15 protein-coding genes are annotated in these 21,189 nt (G+C 60.9%); 9 read left to right on the top strand and 6 right to left on the bottom strand.

Features of this window, described 5'->3' with window-relative positions:
- Positions 1–152 precede the first annotated feature (152 nt).
- Entirely contained in the window at positions 153–452 is a 300-nt protein-coding gene (locus PMI23_RS20545) for a hypothetical protein (protein ID WP_007915566.1), read from the bottom strand.
- A 186-nt stretch (positions 453–638) separates the two neighbouring features.
- Between PMI23_RS20545 and PMI23_RS20540 the strand changes: the two genes are divergently transcribed.
- Complete coding sequence (locus PMI23_RS20540) at positions 639–1,079, top strand: carboxymuconolactone decarboxylase family protein (protein ID WP_007915567.1); 441 nt, start codon at positions 639–641, stop codon at positions 1,077–1,079.
- Between the two features lie 47 nt (positions 1,080–1,126).
- On the opposite strand, the gene PMI23_RS20535 is transcribed toward PMI23_RS20540, so the two are convergent.
- From PMI23_RS20535 to PMI23_RS20525, 3 genes are all read right to left on the bottom strand, one after another.
- Positions 1,127–2,719 (bottom strand): DHA2 family efflux MFS transporter permease subunit, encoded by a 1,593-nt coding sequence (locus PMI23_RS20535; RefSeq protein WP_007915568.1) that lies wholly within the window; start codon positions 2,717–2,719, stop codon positions 1,127–1,129.
- Positions 2,716–3,825 (bottom strand): HlyD family secretion protein, encoded by a 1,110-nt coding sequence (locus PMI23_RS20530; protein WP_007915569.1) that lies wholly within the window; start codon positions 3,823–3,825, stop codon positions 2,716–2,718. The genes PMI23_RS20535 and PMI23_RS20530 overlap by 4 nt, the downstream gene beginning before the upstream one ends.
- Positions 3,826–3,921: 96 nt before the next feature.
- The gene (locus PMI23_RS20525) at positions 3,922–4,686 is read right to left on the bottom strand and encodes an AraC family transcriptional regulator (protein ID WP_007915570.1); all 765 of its coding nucleotides are present in this window, start codon (positions 4,684–4,686) and stop codon (positions 3,922–3,924) included.
- A 98-nt stretch (positions 4,687–4,784) separates the two neighbouring features.
- Between PMI23_RS20525 and PMI23_RS20520 the strand changes: the two genes are divergently transcribed.
- The 7 genes from PMI23_RS20520 (at position 4,785) to PMI23_RS20490 (ending at position 17,075) form a co-directional block, all read left to right on the top strand.
- On the top strand, positions 4,785–5,918 hold the full coding sequence (locus tag PMI23_RS20520; protein WP_007915571.1) for an MFS transporter: 1,134 nt from the start codon (positions 4,785–4,787) through the stop codon (positions 5,916–5,918).
- 108 nt (positions 5,919–6,026) lie between these two features.
- The gene (locus PMI23_RS20515; protein WP_007915572.1) at positions 6,027–7,754 is read left to right on the top strand and encodes a ShlB/FhaC/HecB family hemolysin secretion/activation protein; all 1,728 of its coding nucleotides are present in this window, start codon (positions 6,027–6,029) and stop codon (positions 7,752–7,754) included.
- 111 nt (positions 7,755–7,865) lie between these two features.
- Positions 7,866–12,344, top strand: a complete 4,479-nt coding sequence (locus PMI23_RS20510; protein WP_007915573.1) for a hemagglutinin repeat-containing protein — start codon at positions 7,866–7,868, stop codon at positions 12,342–12,344.
- 208 nt (positions 12,345–12,552) lie between these two features.
- Complete coding sequence (locus PMI23_RS20505; protein WP_007915575.1) at positions 12,553–12,930, top strand: c-type cytochrome; 378 nt, start codon at positions 12,553–12,555, stop codon at positions 12,928–12,930.
- A 104-nt stretch (positions 12,931–13,034) separates the two neighbouring features.
- On the top strand, positions 13,035–13,526 hold the full coding sequence (locus tag PMI23_RS20500) for a sigma-70 family RNA polymerase sigma factor (RefSeq protein WP_007915577.1): 492 nt from the start codon (positions 13,035–13,037) through the stop codon (positions 13,524–13,526).
- A gap of 40 nt (positions 13,527–13,566) precedes the next feature.
- Positions 13,567–14,550, top strand: a complete 984-nt coding sequence (locus tag PMI23_RS20495; RefSeq protein ID WP_007915578.1) for a FecR family protein — start codon at positions 13,567–13,569, stop codon at positions 14,548–14,550.
- Between the two features lie 98 nt (positions 14,551–14,648).
- Positions 14,649–17,075 carry a TonB-dependent siderophore receptor gene (locus PMI23_RS20490; protein ID WP_007915579.1) on the top strand — a complete coding sequence of 809 codons (2,427 nt, stop codon included), beginning with the start codon at positions 14,649–14,651 and terminating at the stop codon, positions 17,073–17,075.
- A 55-nt stretch (positions 17,076–17,130) separates the two neighbouring features.
- Here PMI23_RS20490 and PMI23_RS20485 read toward each other — a convergent pair whose 3' ends face one another.
- Together PMI23_RS20485 and PMI23_RS20480 are read right to left on the bottom strand one after the other, a co-directional pair.
- A complete protein-coding gene (locus PMI23_RS20485; RefSeq protein ID WP_007915580.1) occupies positions 17,131–18,639 on the bottom strand; it encodes a trypsin-like serine peptidase in 1,509 nt (502 codons plus the stop codon).
- Positions 18,640–18,732: 93 nt separating this feature from the next.
- A complete protein-coding gene (locus PMI23_RS20480) occupies positions 18,733–19,884 on the bottom strand; it encodes an MFS transporter (protein WP_007915581.1) in 1,152 nt (383 codons plus the stop codon).
- A 236-nt stretch (positions 19,885–20,120) separates the two neighbouring features.
- Between PMI23_RS20480 and PMI23_RS20475 the strand changes: the two genes are divergently transcribed.
- On the top strand, positions 20,121–21,101 hold the full coding sequence (locus tag PMI23_RS20475) for a diaminopimelate epimerase (protein WP_007915582.1): 981 nt from the start codon (positions 20,121–20,123) through the stop codon (positions 21,099–21,101).
- Positions 21,102–21,189 lie beyond the last annotated feature (88 nt).

The following is a 21,189-nucleotide window of genomic DNA, read 5'->3' as shown; positions in this document are numbered from 1 at the left end:
TTGCCAGCGATAACGGTCGGTCAGTCAAGGAAGATGTTGACTGTGCTGACGCTATCGCTGGCAAGCCAGCTCCCACAGTGATTTTCATCAAGCCAAGGTTATGTGAATACCCATACAACCGAGGGTTTTCACCACGGGTGGCTCTTGTTCGTTCAGCCGCCAGTGCCACCGCCCGCACCGCCAGTGCCGCCGCCGGCCGATCCGGTACCGCCGCCAGCCCCGGAACCTGAACCACTGGCCCCGCCATTGGTGCCAGTCCCGGAACCCATACCCGAAGAGCCGCTGCCACCGGAAGGCGCCCCTGGCGTGTTGTCTGGCGGCGTAGTTGTGCTGGTCGGGCCGCCGGACTTGGTGCCGGTGGCGTCAGCGCCGTCGTTGGCGGCGAAGCTGGCGGCCGAGGCGCTGGCGAGCAACCCGGCGAGCAATAACGAAGTGAGTTTGCGCGTGATCATGATCCGTCTCCAGAAATGGCATGTACCTGATATTGGTCTGACGCGCAGAACCCTTGGTGCCGAATGGCTGACGAGCGGTCAGCGGGAAAACCGAGTGGCCTCCTGATCTTCTGGAATATTGGCTATTTGTCGAACCGGGTGTGAGGGCTAACGTAGCCACACATTCACTTGCTACCCGGAGCTACCATGCAACCTCGTACCGATTTCTACACCGCCTCCCCAGACGCCTTGAAAGCGATGATGGCTCTGGAAACTGCCGTGTCCAAACTGCCGCTGGAAAAGACCCTGATCGAATTGGTCAAGCTGCGCGCCTCGCAAATCAACGGCTGCGCATTCTGCATTGACATGCACACCACCGATGCGATCAAGGGTGGCGAAACCCCGCGCCGCTTGTTCGCGGTGACGGCATGGCGTGAAGCGCCGTTCTTCAGCGACCGCGAACGCGCCGCGCTGTTGTGGACTGAATCGCTGACCCAACTGAGCCTGACCCACGCCCCGGACGAAGATTACGAGGTGGTTGCGGCGCAGTTCACACCGAAAGAAATGGTCGACCTGAGCGTGGCGATCAACACCATCAACAGCTGGAATCGTCTGGCCGTAGGCTTCCGCAAAATCCCACAGGCTTAAGCTGCCCACAATCCCTACACGGGCCGGGGAAACTTCATAAAACTGGATCAATGCCCATCCGCACTCGGCGCCGCCGGTGGTTGCACCTTGCGCATCAAGGGCACCATCGCCGTGGCGATGACGAAGCACGCCCCGATCATCAAAAAGGTGTCACCGTAGGTTTGCGTTTGCGCCTCGCGGTAGGTCAGCAGCCACAACTGGCGCAGGCTGGCGGTGACACCGACGTCGCCGCTCTGGCCCAGGTTCGCCAGGTTGCCACTGACCTGCGACAGCCACTGATTCATCGCTTCATTGCTGCTGTTCAAGTGTTCGGCCAATCGCGTGAAGTGCAGGTTGGTGCGGTCATTGAGAATGGTCGCGCACGCCGCAATACCAATCGCGCCACCCAGATTGCGCATCAGGTTGAACAACCCTGACGCATGCTTCAAACGTGCGGGCGCCAACCCGCCCAAGGTCAACGTCACCGCTGGCGGCACGGCCAGTTGCTGGGCAATCCCGCGTAACGCTTGCGGCAACATCAACTCGCCGGCGCCCCAGTCGTGGGTGATCGGGCTGAACTCCCACATCGATATCGCGAACAGACCCAGACCGATCATCATGATCCAGCGCAGATCGACGCGATTGGCCAGAAAGGCATACAGCGGAATCGCCATGATCTGGAACACGCCGGTGGAGAAAACCGCCAGACCAATGTCCAGCGCGCTGTAGCCGCGCACCCGGCCGAGGAACAGCGGCGTCAGGTAAATCGTCGCGAACAGGCCGATGCCGGTGACAAACGAAAAGAAGCAGCCGAGGGCGAAATTGCGATCCTTCAAGGCGCGCAGATCGACGATCGGATTGGCCACGTGCAAGGTGCGGCCAATGAAGGCCAACCCGGCGAGGCCACTGATCCACGCGGTGGTCAGAATGGTCTGATCGCTGAACCAGTTCCAGCGTGGGCCTTCTTCGAGGGTGTATTCCAGGCAGCCGAGAAACAGCGCGAGAAACACCATGCTCAGATAGTCCGCACCTTTGAGCAAGGACAGTTCCGGCTGGTCGATTTTCACCAGCATCGGCACCGCCACAGCGACGAAAATCCCCGGCACCAGGTTGATATACAACAACCAGTGCCACGAGGAAATATCAGTGATCCAGCCACCGATCACCGGCCCCATGGTTGGCGCCAATGATGCGACCGCGCCGATGGTCGCGGCGGCAATCACCCGTTGTTTGCCGGTGAAGAAAAAGAACGCGGTGGTGAACACCAGCGGGATCATCGAGCCGCCGAGAAAACCTTGCAGCGCCCGAAAGGCAATCATGCTCTGGATGTTCCAGGCCACGCCGCAGAGCAGGCTGGCGAGGGTGAAACCGACCGCCGACGCGCAGAACAACCAGCGCGTGGAGAACACCCGCGACAGCCAGCCGGACAGCGGAATCACGATGATTTCGGCGATCAGATAACTGGTCTGCACCCACGCGGTTTCATCGGTGCCGGCGGACAGTCCGCCGCCGATATCGCGCAGTGACGCCGAGACAATCTGGATATCCAGCAGCGCGATGAACATGCCAATGCACATGGTCGCGAAGGCGAACACTTTGGTGGCGGTCGCCATGTCCGCTGCGTTGAATGGCTGTGCAGGAGCGGCGAGGGCGGTGCTCATGGCGCGACGGCCACGGCGCTGGTTTCCGGTTGTGCGCGGGTGTCGACTTCTGCAGTCACCGACAGGCCCGGGCGCAAGTGCCCGAGCACGCCATCAGCGGGGTCGAGGAGGATGCGCACCGGTACGCGCTGGACGATTTTGGTGAAGTTGCCGGTAGCGTTTTCCGGTGGCAGCACACTGAATTGCGAACCAGTGGCGGGGGCGAGGCTGTCGAGGCGGCCGTGGAATTCCTGTCCGGAAAGGACGTCGGCGCGGATGCTCACGCGTTGCCCGGGTTTCATCCGCGCCAATTGGTCTTCCTTGAAATTGGCATCGACCCAAAGGCCGCTGGCCGGCACCACCGACAACTGTTGCGAACCGGCCTGAGCATAGGCGCCAACCCGTGCACGGCGATTGCCGATCACGCCATCGACCGGTGCGCGCAGTTCGGTGTAGCCGAGGTTGAGTTGCGCCAGATCGCGTTCGGCGCGGGCTTGCTGAAGGGCGGCGCGGGCCTGTTGTTTCTGGGTGTCGATCACCGCCAGTTGGCGTTGCGCGGCCAGCAGTTCGGCCTGTGCACGGGCGCTCAGGGCTTGTGCGGTTTTGAAGGTAGCGTCGGCGCGTTGTGCGCTTTCTACGGACACGGCGTTAGTGGTCACCAGGCGTTTGTAGCGTGCGTTGTCGTCCCGCGAACGCGCGGTTTCTGCGCCGGCGGCGTCGATGCCGGCGCGGGCCTGGCCGATCACCGCTTGTTGCAGTTGTTCGGTGGCGTCGAGGTTGGCCAGCAGCGCTTCTTCGGCGGCGACGGCGCCTTCGGCCTTGGCCAGATTGGCGCGATAGTCGCGGGCGTCGAGGCGGATCAACACATCGCCGGCCTTCACATGCTGGTTGTCGCTGACCAGCACTTCGTCGATGTAACCGGCGACTTTCGGCCCGATCACCGTGACATCGCCACCAATATAGGCATCGTCGGTTTCTTCGAGAAAACGCCCGGCGCCCCACCAGTGCACGGCGTACAGACCGGCAAAGATCAATGCGAGCAATCCTGCGCCGGGAAGCAGCAGGCGTTTAAGCAGGGGCGGCCTGGTCTTTACCACAACAGGTTCGAGGGTGGGCATGCTGGTCATGGCGGGATACCTGCGCAAACGGGTCGTTATTACGGCTGTAATATGACGCAGGTAATATTTAGTCGCAAATTATTTCTGCTGCCAATCGTCAGTTGCTCACTTGAGCCAGTGGCCCGGCGTGCTGCCGGTCATGGCTTTGAAGAAGGCGATGAAGGCGCTGTCGCTGGCAAAACCCGATTCGAACGCGCAGTAACTCAGGCTGCGCCCGGTGGCGAGTAATTCCATCGCGCGCATCAAGCGCCACTGCTGGCGCCATTGCTGATAACTCATGCCGGTTTCGCGCTGGAAGATTCGCCCGATGGTGCGACTGCTGGCGCCGATCTGCTGTTCCAGCACTTGCAGCTCCGGAGGCAGACGTTCGGGCGTTTGCAGCAGCGGCGCGAGGCGTTTGTCTTGAGGTAACGGCAACAACATCGGTTGTTGCGCCGCTTCCTCGATTTCGCTCAGGCACAGGCCGAGCAAGTGGGCGAATTTGCCCTGCTGCCAATCGGTGGCGAAATCGGCCAGCGCCATGGGCTCCAGCACCGCACGCAACAAGGCACTGACTTCGATCACGCACACCTGCTCTGGCAGCTCGGCGCACAGTTCGGGGATCAAGTAGATGGAGCGGTAATCGACACTTCGCTGCATCACCGCCCGATGGCTGACACCCGGCGGAATCCACGCCGCCCGCGACGGCGGCAACAGGCACAGTTGCTGCGCCAGAGTAATCCGCGTGCAGCCTTGTCGCGTGTACAGCAGTTGCCCGCGTTGATGACGGTGCAGGCCGGAGTCGTGGTCGCCCAAGGTCGAGGCGATACCAATCACCGGCGCCTGAAAGCGATCTGCGTCGAATGTTGCGTGGGCTTCGAGCCAGGCCATGAGTTGTCCGATTTCAGCGATAAGTTGGCAGGATTTGGATAATACGCCAGTGGCCGGTTCTTAAACTCCTCGGCGGTTCAAGTGAGGAGTGATGAAGGATGAACAACAGATATTTCTTGTGGCTGGCAATTGCGCTGCTGATGTTTCCGCAGATCGCGCAAACCCTGTACAGCCCGGCGCTCGGCGATATCGGGCGTGCGTTTAACGTTGGCCCGCAAGCCGCCGCGCAGACCTTGTCGGTGTATTTCCTCGCGTTTGCCGTCGGGGTGGTCGTGTGGGGGCGTTTGTGTGATCGCATCGGTCGACGCCCGGCGATGCTCGCGGGCCTGGCGATCTACGCCGCTGCCACACTTTTCGGTCTGCGGGTCAGCAGTTTCAACGGCTTGTTACTGGCGCAGATGTTGGCGGCTTTCGGTGCTGCGGTGGGCTCGGTGGTCACGCAAACCGTGTTGCGCGACCGCTTCAAAGGCGCCGAACTGGCGCAGGTGTTTTCCCTGGTAGGCATCGCGCTGGCGGCCAGTCCGGCGATTGGCCTGTTCAGCGGCGCCAGCCTGGTTGAGGCCTTCGGTTATCGCGGTGTCCTCACTGCATTGCTGTTGCTGGCAACGCTGTTGTGGCTATGGAGTTGGTACATCCTGGCGGAAACCCGGCCAGCGCCCTGCAGCCATGTCGGTCTGTTCGAAACCCTTGGGCGCATGCTGCGAGACTGGGGGATCTGGCGCTCGGCGCTGTGGATTGCATCGTTCAACGTGGCGCTGTTCAGCTATTACAGCCTTGCACCGTTCATGTTTCAGCGGCTGGACGTGGACGCCAGCGGGTTCGGCTACAGCGGCGTGATCCTCGCGCTGGGCTCAGGTTTTGGAGCATGGCTCAACCGGCGTTTATTGACGGCCGGGTTCAAGGCATTGCAGTTGATTCGCCTCGCGGCTGGCATCGCCTTGCTCGGTGGCGTGGGCGTATGGTCGCTGCAAGGCAGTGTCGCGTTCGTGCTGCCGATGCTGCTGGTGGTGTTGGCGTTTGGCCTGGCAATCCCGAACATTCTCGGTTCGGCCCTGGCCAATTACGCGGATCGATTGGGCACCGCCGGGGCGTTGTTGGGTTTGATGTATTACCTGCTGATCGGCGCGGGACTGATGCTCGCCGGCTGGTTTCAAGCCCTCGGGGAAACCCTGGTAGCGTGCAGTGCCGTGGCCTTGCTGCTGACAATAAAGCCAGGCAAAGCAATTGTTTAAGAAATGTAAGCGCTGTAGGAAGCGTCTTGCATTTGTGTAGGAGGGCTCCGACTATCACGATCATTGATGACATGGCATTACGCCATTTGATGATCGCAAGGATGTTGCGTGCCGTTTCCGTTTCGCGCTGTTTTTCGCCGTCGTTCCCCGCTTTGCCCGCTGTTGTCGGCCTTTGTGTTGAGTGTGTGTGCCTCCTCGATTGAAGCCGCCGAACCTGTCGCGCCGGGCCAGGAAGTGCTGCGCCAGCAACAACAGCAACAGCGCGATCTGCAACAACTGCAACTTGAGCAAAGAAAGCGGCAGTTGGAGCGCGGCGCGTTCGGTCCGGTGCCGGTCACCCCGGCCATTCCGCCAACCGTCACCGCCGATGAACGTTGCTGGCCATTGAGCGGTGCGCGCATCGGCGGCGTCACGTTGATCGACAGCGCCAAACTCAACGCGCGGATCAAACCGCTGCTGGCGCCGTGCATGGGCGTCGGCCAGATCAATCATCTGTTGGCGACCATCACCGCGAGCTACGTCGACAAGGGCTACATCGCCAGCCGTCCGTATCTGCTCAGCGCACCGGCAGCGGGGCAGTCACTGGATATCCGCGTTGACGAAGGCTACATCGAGTCCATCGAACTGGCCGATCAGAGTCTGCCGGTGTCCCTCGGCGGCGCGTTTCCGGGGATGCTCGGCGAGCCGCTGAACCTGCGCGATCTGGAGCAGGGCCTTGATCAACTGAATCGCCTGCGCTCAATCGATCTCACCGCCGATATCGCTCCCGGCAGCCAGCCCGGTGCCTCGCGGATCATCCTGCGTTCTCGCATCTCCGCGCATTCGCGCTGGGCCTTGAACGCGGGCATCGACAACCTCGGCAGCGCCAGCACCGGACGTGATCGCGACACCGTCAGCCTCAGTCTCGACAGCCCGTTGCAACTCAACGACCTGTTGAGCCTCAGCGCCAGCGACACCCTCAATCAGGGCGATCGCTACAGCCGCAACGCCAGCCTGTATTACGCGATTCCCTACGGTTACTGGACCTACAGCGTGTTCGCCAGCCATGCCGAATATCGCGCGCCATTCAAACTGCCAAGCGTGACCTTTCACAACACCGGCATCACCGACCAAGTCAGCCTGCGCGCCGACCGTGTGCTGTGGCGCGACCAGAGCCGTCAGCTCAGCGCCAACCTGCAACTGGCGCACAAGGATGTCGACAGCTACCTGCAAGACGTTCGCCTCGGTATTCAAAGCCCGACGCTGACGGTGGCTGAGGCTGGCCTCAATCTGTTCTGGCTCGACCGCGCGGTGTGGAACCTTGATGTCAATTACGCCCAGGGCCTGCGCTGGTTTGGCGCCGACGACGACTCACAGCAGCAGATCAACAACCTGCCCAAGGCGCAGTTCCGCAAGTACCGCGCCGGCCTCAGTCAGTGGCGCAATGGTCAGCTTGGCGCGCAGGCCTGGCAGTGGCAGAGCCAGCTCAATTTGCAGTACAGCCCGGACCCGTTGCCAGCGATCGAACAATTGCTCGGCACCGATGATTCGGCGGTGCGCGGCTATCGGGTCAGCAGTGCCTCCGGCGCCAGCGGCGCGATCTGGCGCAACACCTTGCGCTTGCCGCTGCGCAGTCAATGGCCGGTGCAGATCACCCCGCGGGTGGGCCTCGACCACGGCTGGATCAAGGCTGATCACGGTGCTCAGGGCCAGCGCCTGAGTGGTACCAGTGTCGGCCTGAATCTGGGCTGGAAGAACCTGCAAGTGGACGTCGATTATCAACGCGCGCTCAACACCCCGAGCGGTCTGCAACACGAACCGCAAACCTGGCTGATGCGCGTCGGGGTGCAGATATGACGCTACCGCAACGAACAACGCAGTGAACAAACAGCCGTCGGATCTGAGCGCGTCAGCCACGGCCAAGACTAAACGCGCGACGTGATGCCGTACTCACATGGAGACGTTTTTATGCCAGCACACACCTTTGCATTTCATCTTTCGCCGCGGGGCAAATTGCGCTGGGCGATTGCCAGCCTGTTCTTCGCCGTGCACCTGCCGAGCGCGCTCGCCGGCGGCGTCGTGGTCGCACCGGGACCCGGCGGCACCGCGCAATTGCAGACCCAGGGCGGTGTGCCCATCGTCAACATCGTCGCGCCCAACGGTTCGGGCCTGTCGCACAACCAGTTCCTCGATTACAACGTCGACCGTCAGGGCCTGGTACTGAACAACGCCTTGCAGGCCGGGCAATCGCAACTGGCCGGGCAACTGGCGGCCAACCCGCAACTGCAAGGCCAGGCGGCGAGCGTGATTCTCAACGAAGTGATCAGCCGCAATCCGTCCGCCATCAACGGCGCGCAGGAAATCTTCGGTCGGCCTGCCGATTACGTGTTGGCCAACCCCAACGGCATCTCGGTCAATGGCGGCAGCTTCATCAATACGCCGAACGCCAATCTGGTGGTCGGTCGTCCGGAATTGAATGACGGCAAACTGCAAAGTCTGAATACCCGCGACGCCAGTGGTCAGTTGCAGATTCACAGCGGTGGACTGCGCAACGGCGAGGGTTCGATCAACCTGATCGCGCCACGTATCGACAGCCAGGGCGCGATCACTGCGCGCGACCAGTTGAACCTTACGGTCGGGCGCAATCAGGTTGATTACGCCAGCGGCCAGGTGAAAACCGTCGACCCTGCCGGCAACACCGGCAACACCGGCGATCAACGCATCGACGCCAGTCTGTTCGGCGCCATGCAGGCCGGGCGCATCAACATTGTCAGCACCGCCGAAGGTGCTGGCGTACGGGTTGGCGCGGTGCAAGTCGCCGGGCGTGATGGCGTGCAGATTCGCTCGGCCGGTGACCTCAGTGTCAGCGGTGAAGCCGTGGCCAACAGCCTCGACGTGACCCGCGCCGGTCTCCGCAGTAGTCAGGGCGATGTGGCTTTGCACAGCGGCAAGGATCTGACGTTGGCGGCTACCGATGTCAGCGCTCGCGACGTCACGCTCGACGCCAAACGCAACCTGACCCTGTCAACGGTCGAAAGCCGCAAGCTTCAGGAAAAGCGCGAAAACTGGAACAACAGCACCATCGGCATCACCTGGGAAACCTACGACCGCACCCAGACCGACAGTGAATCGCGCCAGCACGGCAGCCAGATTATCGCCAGCCGCGACGCCAAGTTGTCGTCCGGTAAAGATACCGAGCTGAAAGCCGCCAAGGTCGAAGCGGCGAAGACTCTCGATGTGCAAAGCGGCGGCGACTTGCGCCTGACCGCCGCCACTGAAAGCCATACGCAGACCGATCAAGGTAAACACCGCAAACACCTGTGGAAAGCCGACTGGAACAGCAGCAGCGAGGAGCAGCGCAGCGTCACCAGCCAGTTGAAGGCCGGCAATATCGCCCTACAAACCGCCGCGTTGTTGCGCTCCGAAGGCGCCGAGTTAAACAGCTCCGGCGACGTGCAACTGGCCGGCAAACAGGTGGAAATCACCACGGCCACTCTTACCAATCGCAGCAGCGACAACCGTTACTCCGGTGACTTGGTCGGCGGTGGTTTCTTCGGCAAGACCGGCGATGCCGACAAGGGCAAGACCCAGCATCAGGGCAGCAAGGTCAACGCCAGCGGCAAACTGATCGTCAAGGCTGACGACGTGCGCATCAGCGGCAGCCAAGTGCGTGGCGGCACCGACGCCAGCGTGATCAGCGACAAGGGTTCGCTGGTGATCGATGGCGTGCAGGACACCTCGCACAGCAACAACCACGACAAGGACAGCAAGTTCTTCGGCATCAGCAAGGACGAGTCGCGGCAGAACAGCAAAGACAGCAGCACCGTGCGCAGCGAACTGGTGTCCGACAGCAACCTCAAGCTCAAGAGCGCCAAGGATATCGAAGTGGCGGGCTCGACGGTCAAGGCTGGCGGTGCGCTGACGGCCGACGCGGCAGGCGACGTCAATGTGCATTCGGCGCAGAACACTCACGACAGTACTGACACCACGCACACCCGTGGCTTCGATGCGTACGCCAAAGAGCAAACGCCGGAACAATACCGCGCCGGGATTCACTACGAAGACAAACAGCAAACCGTCACTAGCAACGACGTCACTCAACAAGGCTCCAGCCTCAGCGGCGGCAGTGTGCAGGTGAAGGCGGGCGGTGACGTCACGCTCAAAGGCGCGGAGGTGAAATCCACCGTTGGCGACACCACGTTGAGCGGCCAAAACGTGTCGTTGCTGGCCGCAGCCGACAGTCACCAAACCACCACCGACACCTCCAGCACCGGCGGCGGTTTCTACTACACCGGCGGCCTCGACCGTGCTGGCAGTGGCGTCGATTTCGCCCACAGCACGGCGCAGGACTCGACCAGTAAAACCACCGCGCAAACCAGTAGCGTACAGAGCAGCGGCAGCCTGACGATCAATGCCGACAAACTCGCCACTGAAGGTGCGCAACTCAAGGCTGGCGACGGTCTGAAAGTCGCCGCGAACGAGATCGACAACCGTGCGGCCAGCAACACTGACAGCAGCACGCATAGCGAGAGCAACTGGTCGGCGGACATCGGCGCCAACGTCGAGTACAAAGACATCGCCCGGCCGATCGTGGGCGCAGTCAAAGACGTGCTCGGCGGCAAGGTGCCGGACAAGGACGCTCTGGCCAATCTCGGTCAGCCGAACGTCGGGATCGACGTTGCGGTCGGCCATGGCAGCGCCAGCAAAACCGAGCAAAATAACAACGCCGTGGTCAGCCGTTTTGACGGCGGCACTGTCGATGTGAAAACCACCGGCACGCTGCACGACCAAGGCACGCAATACCACGCCAGCGCCGGCCAAGTGAACATCAGCGCTGACCAACTGCTTGCCGATGCCGCCAGCAATACGCACAACAGCAGCGCCAACGCGGTGGATGCCAAGGTCGATGTGCGCGTCTACACCAAGAACGGTGAAGACGTGAATGTCGCCGGCAGCGGCGCGGGTGGCAGCAGTGCGTCGAGCAAGGACAACTCCAGCGCCGTGGTCGGCGGTTACGCCGGTAGCCAGGGTGTGAACATCAAGGTCGGCGGCGATGCGCAGTTCGAAGGCAGTCGTTTCGACGGCGGGCAGGGCGGTGTGAGCATCAAGACGGGCGGTGATCTGGCGATGAATCAGGCCAATGACCGGCAGACCAGCAACGACAGCAGCCTGCGCGGCAATGGCTCGCTGACGGTCGGCACCTTGCCCGGCACCGATGGCACCAACGTTGATCTCGGCGCCGGTTTCCAGCTTGATCACAGCGGCAAGCAAAGCACTGACACTCAGGCCCATGTGGCGAGCATCACCGGCAACGGTCCGGTGCAACTCAGCAGCGGCGGCGATCAAGTCCAGCAAGGCACGAAAATCGACAGCGCTGGCGCCATCGATTTGCACGCTGATGGCAAGCTCGATCTGCAAGCCGCAACCGACACTCATACCGCGACCGGCAGCAATCTCGGCGGCGGCTTGAAGGGTGGCGGCAGCAAAACCAGCAGCGAGAAGAGCCGCGATCAGGGCGGCAATCTGAGTGGCAACTTCAATATCGGTCGGGTCAACGAGGATTCGAAAACCCTTACCGGTGGCCAACTCAACAGCCAGAGCGGCATCGCGTTGAGCGGTGATTCGATTCATCTGCAAGGCACGCAAGTCAGCGCACCGAACGTCAGCATCGACGCGCAAAAGGGTGGTTACGTGCAGGAGTCGGCGCAGTCCACCGACCACCGCAATAACTGGAATGTCGCGCTGAATGCCGGTGGCAACCTGAGCAGCAAAACCCCGACCGCCGCTGATGAGAAGGCCAGCAGCGACCACGGCTTCAACGCCGGGGCCAAAGTCGCTGTGGATTACTTGCAGGGCAGCACCCAGCAGAACAGCCAGATCAAGGCTGACAGCGTGGTGTTGAACAGCGCTGGTGATGCACAGTTGGCGGGTGCGCGGATCGACGCTAAAGATGTCAGCGGCAAGGTCGCGGGTGATCTGACCGTCGAAAGCCGTCAGGACGCGAGCAACCACGCCAAGGTCGATGTTGATCTGGGCCTGACTGCGAAGAAAAATTCACCGAGTGACAAAGAGAAGCTCGCCGGCACCGACTACAAACCGACACTGAAAGCGCAGGGTGAGTACGCGCACAAGGACAGCGTTGCGCAGGCGTCCGCGATCAGTGCCAGCCAAGGCGTGAACCTCGCAGTCGGCGGCGCGACACAGCTGACCGGCGCGCGGATTTCGGCGACGCAAGGAAAGGTCGATCTCGGTGGTTCGAAGGTCAGCAGCACTGATCTGAGTAACCGTGACTACGGCGTGAAAGCGGGCCTTGATCTGCCGCATAAAGCCGAGGAAAACGCACCGAAGGTTTCCCTGGAAAACGGCACCTTGAAAGTCGGCCCGGTCACCCTCAGCGGTCATCTGGACAGCCAGACCCTGCAAGCCGGGATCGACGAGAAAGGCTGATCCAACGGCCAGTGGTGGATGCACTTGACCCCGCATCCACCACCCAACCCTGTGGGAGCGAGCCTGCTCGCGAAAGCGTCCTGTCAGTCAATGCAACCAGTGACTGATGTACCGCATTCGCGAGCAGGCTCGCTCCCACATTGTTTTGCGCCAGGCGTTAAATCTCGCGCATCATGCGCGACCTTAAAAAACGCCAGGGAGGCAAACAATGAAAACGGCATTCGTCGCTGTACTCGGGGCTTTGTTGATCGCCCAACCATCCGTGTCCTTCGCGGATAACAGCAACGGCAAAAACCTCTATTCGCAGCGCTGCGCTGTGTGCCACGGCGCCGATATAAAAGGCAGCGGACCGCTGGCGCGTAAAAGCAATCCGCCCACACCCGACCTGACCACCTCCGCGTTCAAAAAACGCCTGAGTGAATATCCGGGGGTGATTGTGTCGTCGATCATCCTTCGCCCGAACGGCAACCTGATTCCAAAAACGCTGCAGGAAAACGGGGTAAAAATACCGCCGCATGCCTGGAGCGTTAAGGATCTGCGTGACTTGCATGACTACATGAGTGGGGTGATTTCGATAAAGCGCTGAGCTCGCGAGGCGACCCGGACGGTCGGATCGAGGAATCCATTGCTTCGCCTTAATAGGAAGCATTACTATTCACACCCCTTTCCTCAGCACGCCGCCAAACCCCCATGCGTCCCCGCAGACCCGGTTTTTTCGAGCATTACGAAGAGTTGATCGGCACCTGGACTCGCCGCCTGCGCAATCGCGCGCAGGCCGAGGATCTGGCGCACGACACCTTTGTGCGGGTGCTTGAGTCGGATTCGGCGGCGGTGCAGCAGCCCCGGGCGTATTTGCACCAGACCGCGCGCAATATCGCGGTCGACGGTTATCGGCGTGAGGATCGGCGCGGCGCCATGGAGTCCCAGGCCATTGATCACAGTGAGTCGTCATCCGGCGACCCGGAGCATTACATGCATGCGATCCAGTTGGCTGACTCCATCGAACGGGCGCTCGCTGAATTGCCGGTCAATTGCCGCAAGATCTTCGTCTGGCAGAAGATCGAAGGCCTGACCCAGGCGGAAATCGCCGAACGCCTGGGCCTGTCCAAGAACATGGTCGAAAAGTATATGATCCGCACCCTGCGGCATCTGCGTGATCGCCTCGACGGGTTGCAGTCATGAACCGCCGCAGCTTTTCATCCCCAGCCCAACAGGACATTCCATGATGGATACGCGTGATTGCGCGTGCGGGCAAACAACGGTGCGCGATGACGCGGCTCGCTGGTTTGTGCGTTTGCAGGAGCCGGCCGTCAGTGCCGACGAGCAGCAGCGCTTCGATGCCTGGCTGAATCAACATCCGCAGCACCGTGACGAATTCCAATTGCTCCAGGGCTTGTGGTCGGCGGCGGATTTGCTCCCGGCGCCACGCCTCAAAGCCCTTGCTGAAACGCCGCCAACACGCCGCAAACGTCGTCCGGTGTTGCGTTATGCCGTGGCCGCGAGTGTGCTGGCGGTGGCGCTCGGCCTGGGTTTGTTCAGTGGTTTGAATCATCCCGGCGGCTACAGCGCCGAATTCGCCACGGCGCTGGGCGAGCGCAAACACGTGGCGCTGCCGGACGGTTCGGTGATCGATCTGAACAGCCGCAGCCGCTTGCAAGTGCACTATGAACAGGATCGTCGACTGATCGAGTTGAGCGAAGGCGAAGCGCTGTTCAGCGTCGCGCACGATACCTCGCGACCGTTCGTGGTCGAGACCGGAAATGGCAAGGTCACGGTCACCGGCACGCGTTTCGATGTGCGCCGTGATGTCACACAAACCCGCGTAGCGGTGGAGCAGGGCACGGTGAAAGTGCAGGGGCGCGATGCAGCGGATGATCACTTCATCAGCTTGACCGCAGGCCTCGGCACTTATGTCGATGCGCAAGGCAAAGTCGCCGCCGCCTATGCAGTCAACCCGGCGGAGCTGACAGCGTGGCGCAGCGGCAAACTGGTGTTCAACAACGCCAGCCTCAGTGAGGTCGCGGCCGAAGTCTCGCGTTACCGTGAGCAGCCGCTGACCGTGGCCAATCCGGCCGTGGCCAGTCTGCGCCTGACCAGCGTGTTCAAATCGGACAACACCGACGCTTTGCTCAAAGCCTTGCCGAGCATCCTGCCGGTGGCCGTTCGCACCCTTGCGGATGGCAGTCAGGAAATAATCGCAAAATAAAATTCAGGTTTTTTTCGAGTTCATCGTCTTCCTGTTCAACTGCAACTGGTTTGCATTAACAGCCGCACACTCTTGCGATCCACAGGACTACGTACGACGTGAAAAACACCACTGCCAACAACAAAAAATCCCCTTGGCTGCCGCTGGCCCTAGCGCTGGCGGTCAACGCTGCCATGCCGCTGGCGTTTGCCGGTGAAGCGATTCATATCCGCGCGCAGCCATTGGGTCAGGCCCTCAGCGAACTGGGCCAGCAGACATCGCTGCAAGTGTTTTTCAGCCCGGACCTGGTCGCCGGCAAACAGGCGCCGGCAGTCGACGGTGATATCTCGCCGGAGCAGGCGTTGCGCCAATTGCTGCAGGGCAGCGGTCTGGATTATCAGATCAACGAAGGTTCGGTAACGCTGTCGCCGGCCGCGAGTTCCGCCGCCAGCAACGGCCCGTTGGAACTGGGCGTGACCGACATCAAGGTGGTTGGCGACTGGCTCGGTGATGCCAACGCCGCCGTGGTGCAGAACCATCCCGGCGCGCGCACGGTGATCCGCCGCGAAGCCATGGTCGAGCAGGGCGCGATGAACGTCAGCGACGTGCTCAAGCGTGTCCCGGGCGTGCAGGTGCAGGATTCCAACGGCACCGGCGGCAGCGATATTTCCCTCAACGTCGGCGTGCGCGGTCTGACCTCGCGTCTGTCGCCGCGCTCCACCGTGTTGATCGACGGCGTACCGGCGGCATTCGCCCCGTACGGTCAACCGCAACTGTCGATGGCGCCGATTTCCTCGGGCAATCTCGACAGCATCGACGTGGTGCGTGGCGCCGGTTCGGTGCGTTATGGGCCGCAGAACGTCGGCGGGGTGATCAACTTCGTCACCCGCGCGATCCCGGAAAAAGCCACCGGTGAAATCGGCACCACCCTGGAAACCACTCAGTACGGTGGCTGGAAACACATCGATACGGCGTTCCTCGGTGGCACTGCCGACAACGGCATGGGCGTGGCGTTGCTGTATTCCGGCGTCAACGGTAACGGTTATCGCGAGCGCAACAACGGCAACGACATCGACGACGTGCTGCTCAAGACCCATTGGGCGCCCACCGATCAGGACGATTTCAGCCTCAACTTCCACTACTACGACGCCACGGCCGACATGCCCGGTGGTCTGACGCAAAAGCAGTACGACGCCAAACCGTACGACTCGGTGCGTGACTACGACCAATTCACCGGGCGGCGCAAAGATGTGTCGTTCAAATGGATCCGTCAGATCGACGAACGCACCCAGGCGGAAATCCTCACTTATTACACCGACAGTTTCCGTGGCAGTACCATCGCCGCGCGCGACCAGAAAACCCTCAGCTCCTATCCGCGCTCGTATTACACGCTGGGCATCGAGCCACGGGTCTCGCGGGTCTTCGATGTCGGCCCGACCACGCAGGAAGTCAGCGTTGGTTATCGCTACCTGAAAGAGGCGATGCACGAATCGTCGAGCCGAGTGGCGCTGGTCAATAATCAGCCGGTGCTCACGCCGACGTCTGATGGTCATGTTTTCCAGGATCGTACCGGCGGCACCGAAGCCAACTCGGTCTACCTCGACAACAAAATCGATGTCGGCAACTGGACCATCACCCCGGGCATCCGCTTCGAACACATCAGCACTGACTGGCATGACCGCGCGGTGCTCGACACGGCCGGCAAGCCGGTACAGGCGAAAAACCGCAGCATCGAGAGCAATGAACCGTTGCCGGCGCTGAGCGTGATGTATCACCTGTCGGACGCGTGGAAACTGTTCGCCAACTATGAAACCTCGTTCGGCAGCCTGCAGTATTTCCAGCTCGGTCAGGGCGGCTCGGGTGATCAGACCGCCAATGGCCTGGAGCCGGAAAAGGCCAAGACCTACGAGATCGGCACGCGCTACAACGATGATGTGTGGGGCGGTGAGGTAACGCTGTTCTACATCGACTTCGATGACGAGCTGCAATACATCAGCAACGATGTCGGCTGGACGAATCTCGGCGCGACCAAGCACCAAGGCATCGAAGCGTCGGTGCACTACGACATGGCGGCACTGGATCCGCGTCTCGATGGCTTGACCGCCAACGCCGGTTTCACTTACACCCGCGCCACGTATGAAGGCGAGATTCCGGGTTTCAAGGGCCGTGATCTGCCGTTCTATTCGCGTCAGGTGGCGACCGTCGGTTTGCGTTACGACATCAACCGCTGGACCTACAACCTCGACGGTTTCGCCCAGTCGAAACAGCGCTCGCCGGGCACCGGGGTTAACGCTGATGGCAGCTTCAACGGCAACTACATCACTGACGGCACCGCAGACGGGCAGTACGGCGACATTCCGGGTTACGTGACCTGGAACGTGCGTGGCGGCTATGACTTCGGACCGCAGGTGTCGAACCTGAAGCTGGGCGCCGGGGTGAAGAACGTCTTCGACAAGCAGTACTTCACCCGCTCCAGCGACAACAACTCGGGGATGTATGTCGGCGCGCCGCGTACGTTTTTTGTGCAGGCCAGCGTCGGTTTCTAAGACTCAAGCCATTGCTGAACCGGTTTCCTCTGGTTCAGCAATAAACGCTCTCAGGCTATTCAGGTATCAGAAAGTTGAGAACGGGTCCGGGATTCCCCGCCAGGTCTGCGCCTTTGAGGCAGACGTTCTGCCGGCCATTGGCAACGGAAACATGGAACACGCCCGTGGAGGGCGATACGCGCTGGAATCCCAGCCCGTCATTGCAGTTGATGCTCCCGGGCTGCCCGGACTTGTACTGAAATTGAAAGGGATCCAGATCCGGTGAGACCGGAAAAACCCTGACATCGTAGTCATCGTCACCCACCCATTCGATTTTATAGGCCGGCGCCAACGGCGCTGGTGCTTCCAGCAACCACCGCCAATAGATGCTGGGGGTTTTTCCATCCGATTGTTTTGGCACGTCCGTAGGCCGCTGTTGACCAATCAGGCAGAGAAAATATAGCCCCGCACCTTCTTTGAGTTCATGGTTCAACTGATTCTCGGAACCAGGGCGAGCGGTTTGTACCTGGCTATACCCAGCAAGCGACTGGCATTCGTCCAGCGTGCGCGTATAGCGATAGCGGTAGTAGGGAGCGCTCAATGCGAAGGTTTGCAGCCAATGCCATGGCACGACTTGTCCGTGCTCGTCACGCTCGACTTTGATGTAATCGCTGTTTTGCGATGATGTCGGAAAAGACCATGCCGCTCCCAGCGGGCAGTCGCCCGGACGCGGGTCGAAACGGCCCTTGGTGAAGCATGCACCCAGGCCTTCGGTTGTGGAGGCGTAGTTGGTGTCAGTTCGCTTGTTGACCTGCCCGGCAACGACTTCACAGGGGGCGCCCTTGTCACATCGATTACGCTCACTTCCGCGCGTGGTAGTGCCCAACACAGCCACGACTTCATTGGTATAACGCGCAAGCAACGGTGAGCCGGATAATCCACTGACAACATCGAGGCAACGGTTGCTCGATTGTCCTACCCATCGCCACGGGCCTTCGATGACCGCTGCCGAATGTTCCTGTTTGCATGCCATTCGCTGAATGAAGCCGTTCACGGGCGCGCCGGTGATCAAAATGTTTTCTTCGGGGGGCAAGGGGGCATGCGCCAGTTTCAGAGGCTCGATACCGTCGCTGATCAACTGTTCCAGAGGCCGTTCAAGTTCAACGATGGAGATGTCTTGGCCACGCAGCGTGCTCCAGCCAATCCGGCTTACCGCATAGGAGCGACTGTGCGGTTGCGTGTCGAAAAAATAATTGAACGTAACCCGACCCTTTGCAGGCTGATTGACGATGACCTCGTTATTGCCTATCTCCGGATGTGTGCAGTGTCCGGAGGTCAGTACATAAGCCGGATTCGACACAGTACCGGGTTCTCGTGTGTCAATGAGTGTACCGGAGCAGGTCATGCCGCCTTCAACTTCGACACGGCCAATGGCTTGCCAATGCGCATAACATCCGTTGGCATTGGCCAGCCGCTCAGCGGGAGCAAAGTTGGCTCCGCCTTCGCCCCAGTCGTATCGATTGACGGAGGCGCATCCCTGGAGAAGAGCGATAAGTGCAACAGCCGATCCAATTCGAATGTTCATGACAGATTTCCATTTCCGCGTGGCTGGAAATCACCATGATTCAAAGGGTTAAGGCCTGTCTACTGTCAAACCTGACAGGTGTCGCGCCAATCTTCATACTTTCAATGTCTTACCGCCGATGGCCACCGCGACCAACAATACCGCCATCAAGCCAAAGGCAAAGCTCAAGCTACTGGCATGGGCGACAAAACCGATTACCGCCGGCCCTGCCAGAATCCCTGCATAGCCCAAAGTGGTAATCGCCGGCACCGCGATGCTTTCCGGCATCACCGTTTGCTTGCCCACCGCCGTGTACAGCACTGGCACGATGTTCGAACAGCCGGCACCGACCAGCGCATAACCCACCAGTGCCGCTTGCCAGCTCGGCGCAAATGTCGCCAGAAACAGGCCAGCCGCAGCCAACAGACCGCCAAACAGAATGATCCGCGTGGCACCGACAATCCGCACAATGCGGTCACCCAGCAAACGTCCGGCGGTCATGGTCAATGCAAACGCCGCATAACCCAACCCCGCGTACGCCGTGTCGATCCCGCGTTCCTGCGCCAGAAACACCGCACTCCAGTCCAGCGCCGCGCCTTCAGTCAGGAACACGATGAAGCACATCCCGCCAATAAACAGCACGATGCCGTGAGGGATGGCGAATGCCGGTCCGGAGCTTTCACTGCCGTAAGGCAACATGTGCGGCACGCATTTGAACAATGCCGCGATCAGCACCACGACCACCACCAACATGGCTGCGAGAGGCGTCAAGCCGAGGCCGAGCAGGGCGCTGACACCCGCCGCGCCGACAATCCCGCCGAGACTGAACAAACCGTGAAAACCCGACATCATGTTCTTGCCGCTGGCGCGTTCGACGATCACCGCTTGCAGGTTCACCGTCGAATCCACCGTACCGAGGCCGGCGCCGAACATGAACAGGGTAGCGATCAGCGCCGGTATCGACGACACCGTCGCCAGTAACGGCAGCGCCGCGCAGATCAGCAGCGTGCCGCCGGTGGCCACCCGCCGACAGCCAAAGCGTGTGGCCAGAATCCCCGCCAACGGCATCGCCAGTATCGAACCGACGCCGAGGCACAACAGCAATAACCCCAGCGTGCCTTCATCCAGTCCGGCACGGGCCTTGGCGTACGGCACCAACGGCGCCCACGCGGCGATACCGAGTCCGGCGATGAAAAAGGCGATGCGCGTGGACATCTGTTGCAGGCGTCCGGGGACGAAGGTGTCTTGGGGGTTGAGGCTGGTCATATCGATCCTTGGCAAAAAACATCGCGTCCCCGAAGGACAGTGATTCAGCGACGAGGTTCGATCGCCGATGCTCGGGGACGTGCAGACGACATCCTACCCTGTGGGAGCGAGCCTGCTCGCGATAGCGGCTTGTCAGTCAATATTTTTTTGCCTGATACACCGCTATCGCGAGCAGGCTCACTCCTACAGGGGATTCGGTTTACAGTGGGATTCTTCGGTAGCAGGGACTAAGGTTGATGACGCAATTCTACGATGCACGGGGCAATATCTATGGGGTGATTGCGCCGCAGGCATTGCGCGACGCGGGCATTGTTTTGCCCGTCAGCGCCACTGAATGCGCCTCTGCGCGTCACTCTTGGAGCGCAGCGGCAATCAAACTCTGCTGCGACTGGCCCGAAGACCAACGCCCGGCAAACAGCAAGTCCCACCGCAGTGACGGCCTGCTGATCGGCCCGTTCCAGACGTCGCCGCCATTCGACGTGCTGATCGTCAACACCGACGGCACGCTCGCCGAGCGCAGTGGCAATGGCCTGACGATTTTCTCGCAGGCGCTGACCGAGCAAGGCTTGATGCCAGAGGAGGGTGCTTTGTTGCGCGTGCATCACGACAAGGGTTACGCCGTGGAGACCTCGGCGAAACCGGCTGAAGTCGAAGGTGTTAAAGGCTTCTGGCTCGATCTCGGCCAACCGCGATTTGGACCGGATGCGGTCGGTGCGCAGACTGTTCAAGGCATCGAGTTCAACGGTCGGGTTGTGAGTCACGTCCAACCCTTGGCACAACTTGATCGCGATTGGGCGCACAGCCAATTCGTGCGCATCGGAAACCCGCATTGTGTAACGCTGCTCAGCGCTGCAGCTGCTTTGCCGAGCAACGAGCAAATGCGTGAATCACCCCTGAACAAAGGCCTGACCGAAATCGCCTACGCCATGCCCACCGGTGCCGGAGATCCATGCCCGGCAGGTGTCAATCTGCAATGGGCGGTGCTGGAATCACCACAGAAAATCCTCGCGCGAGTATTTGAACGCGGCGAAGGGCCGACGGCGTCCTCCGGCACCAGTGCCAGTGCCGTGGCATCGGCGGCTTGGCGGGTGGGTTGGGTCGAGGCGGGAGAAGTGCAGGTGGTCATGCCCGGCGGCACGGCGCCGATTTTGCTCGAAGAAGCAGAGGGTGAATTGCGGCGGGTCAGGTTGTTTGGTACGGCGCGGTTGATGGGCTGAATTCAAAGACCCTATCGCTGGCAAGCCAGGCTCCCACAGGGTTTTGTGGTGAACACCTCATTTGTGTACGCCACTGAACCCTTGTAGG

It is taken from the genome of Pseudomonas sp. GM24 (assembly GCF_000282235.1).
Lineage (GTDB): Bacteria > Pseudomonadota > Gammaproteobacteria > Pseudomonadales > Pseudomonadaceae > Aquipseudomonas.
This window is presented reverse-complemented; position numbering and strand designations above follow the sequence as displayed.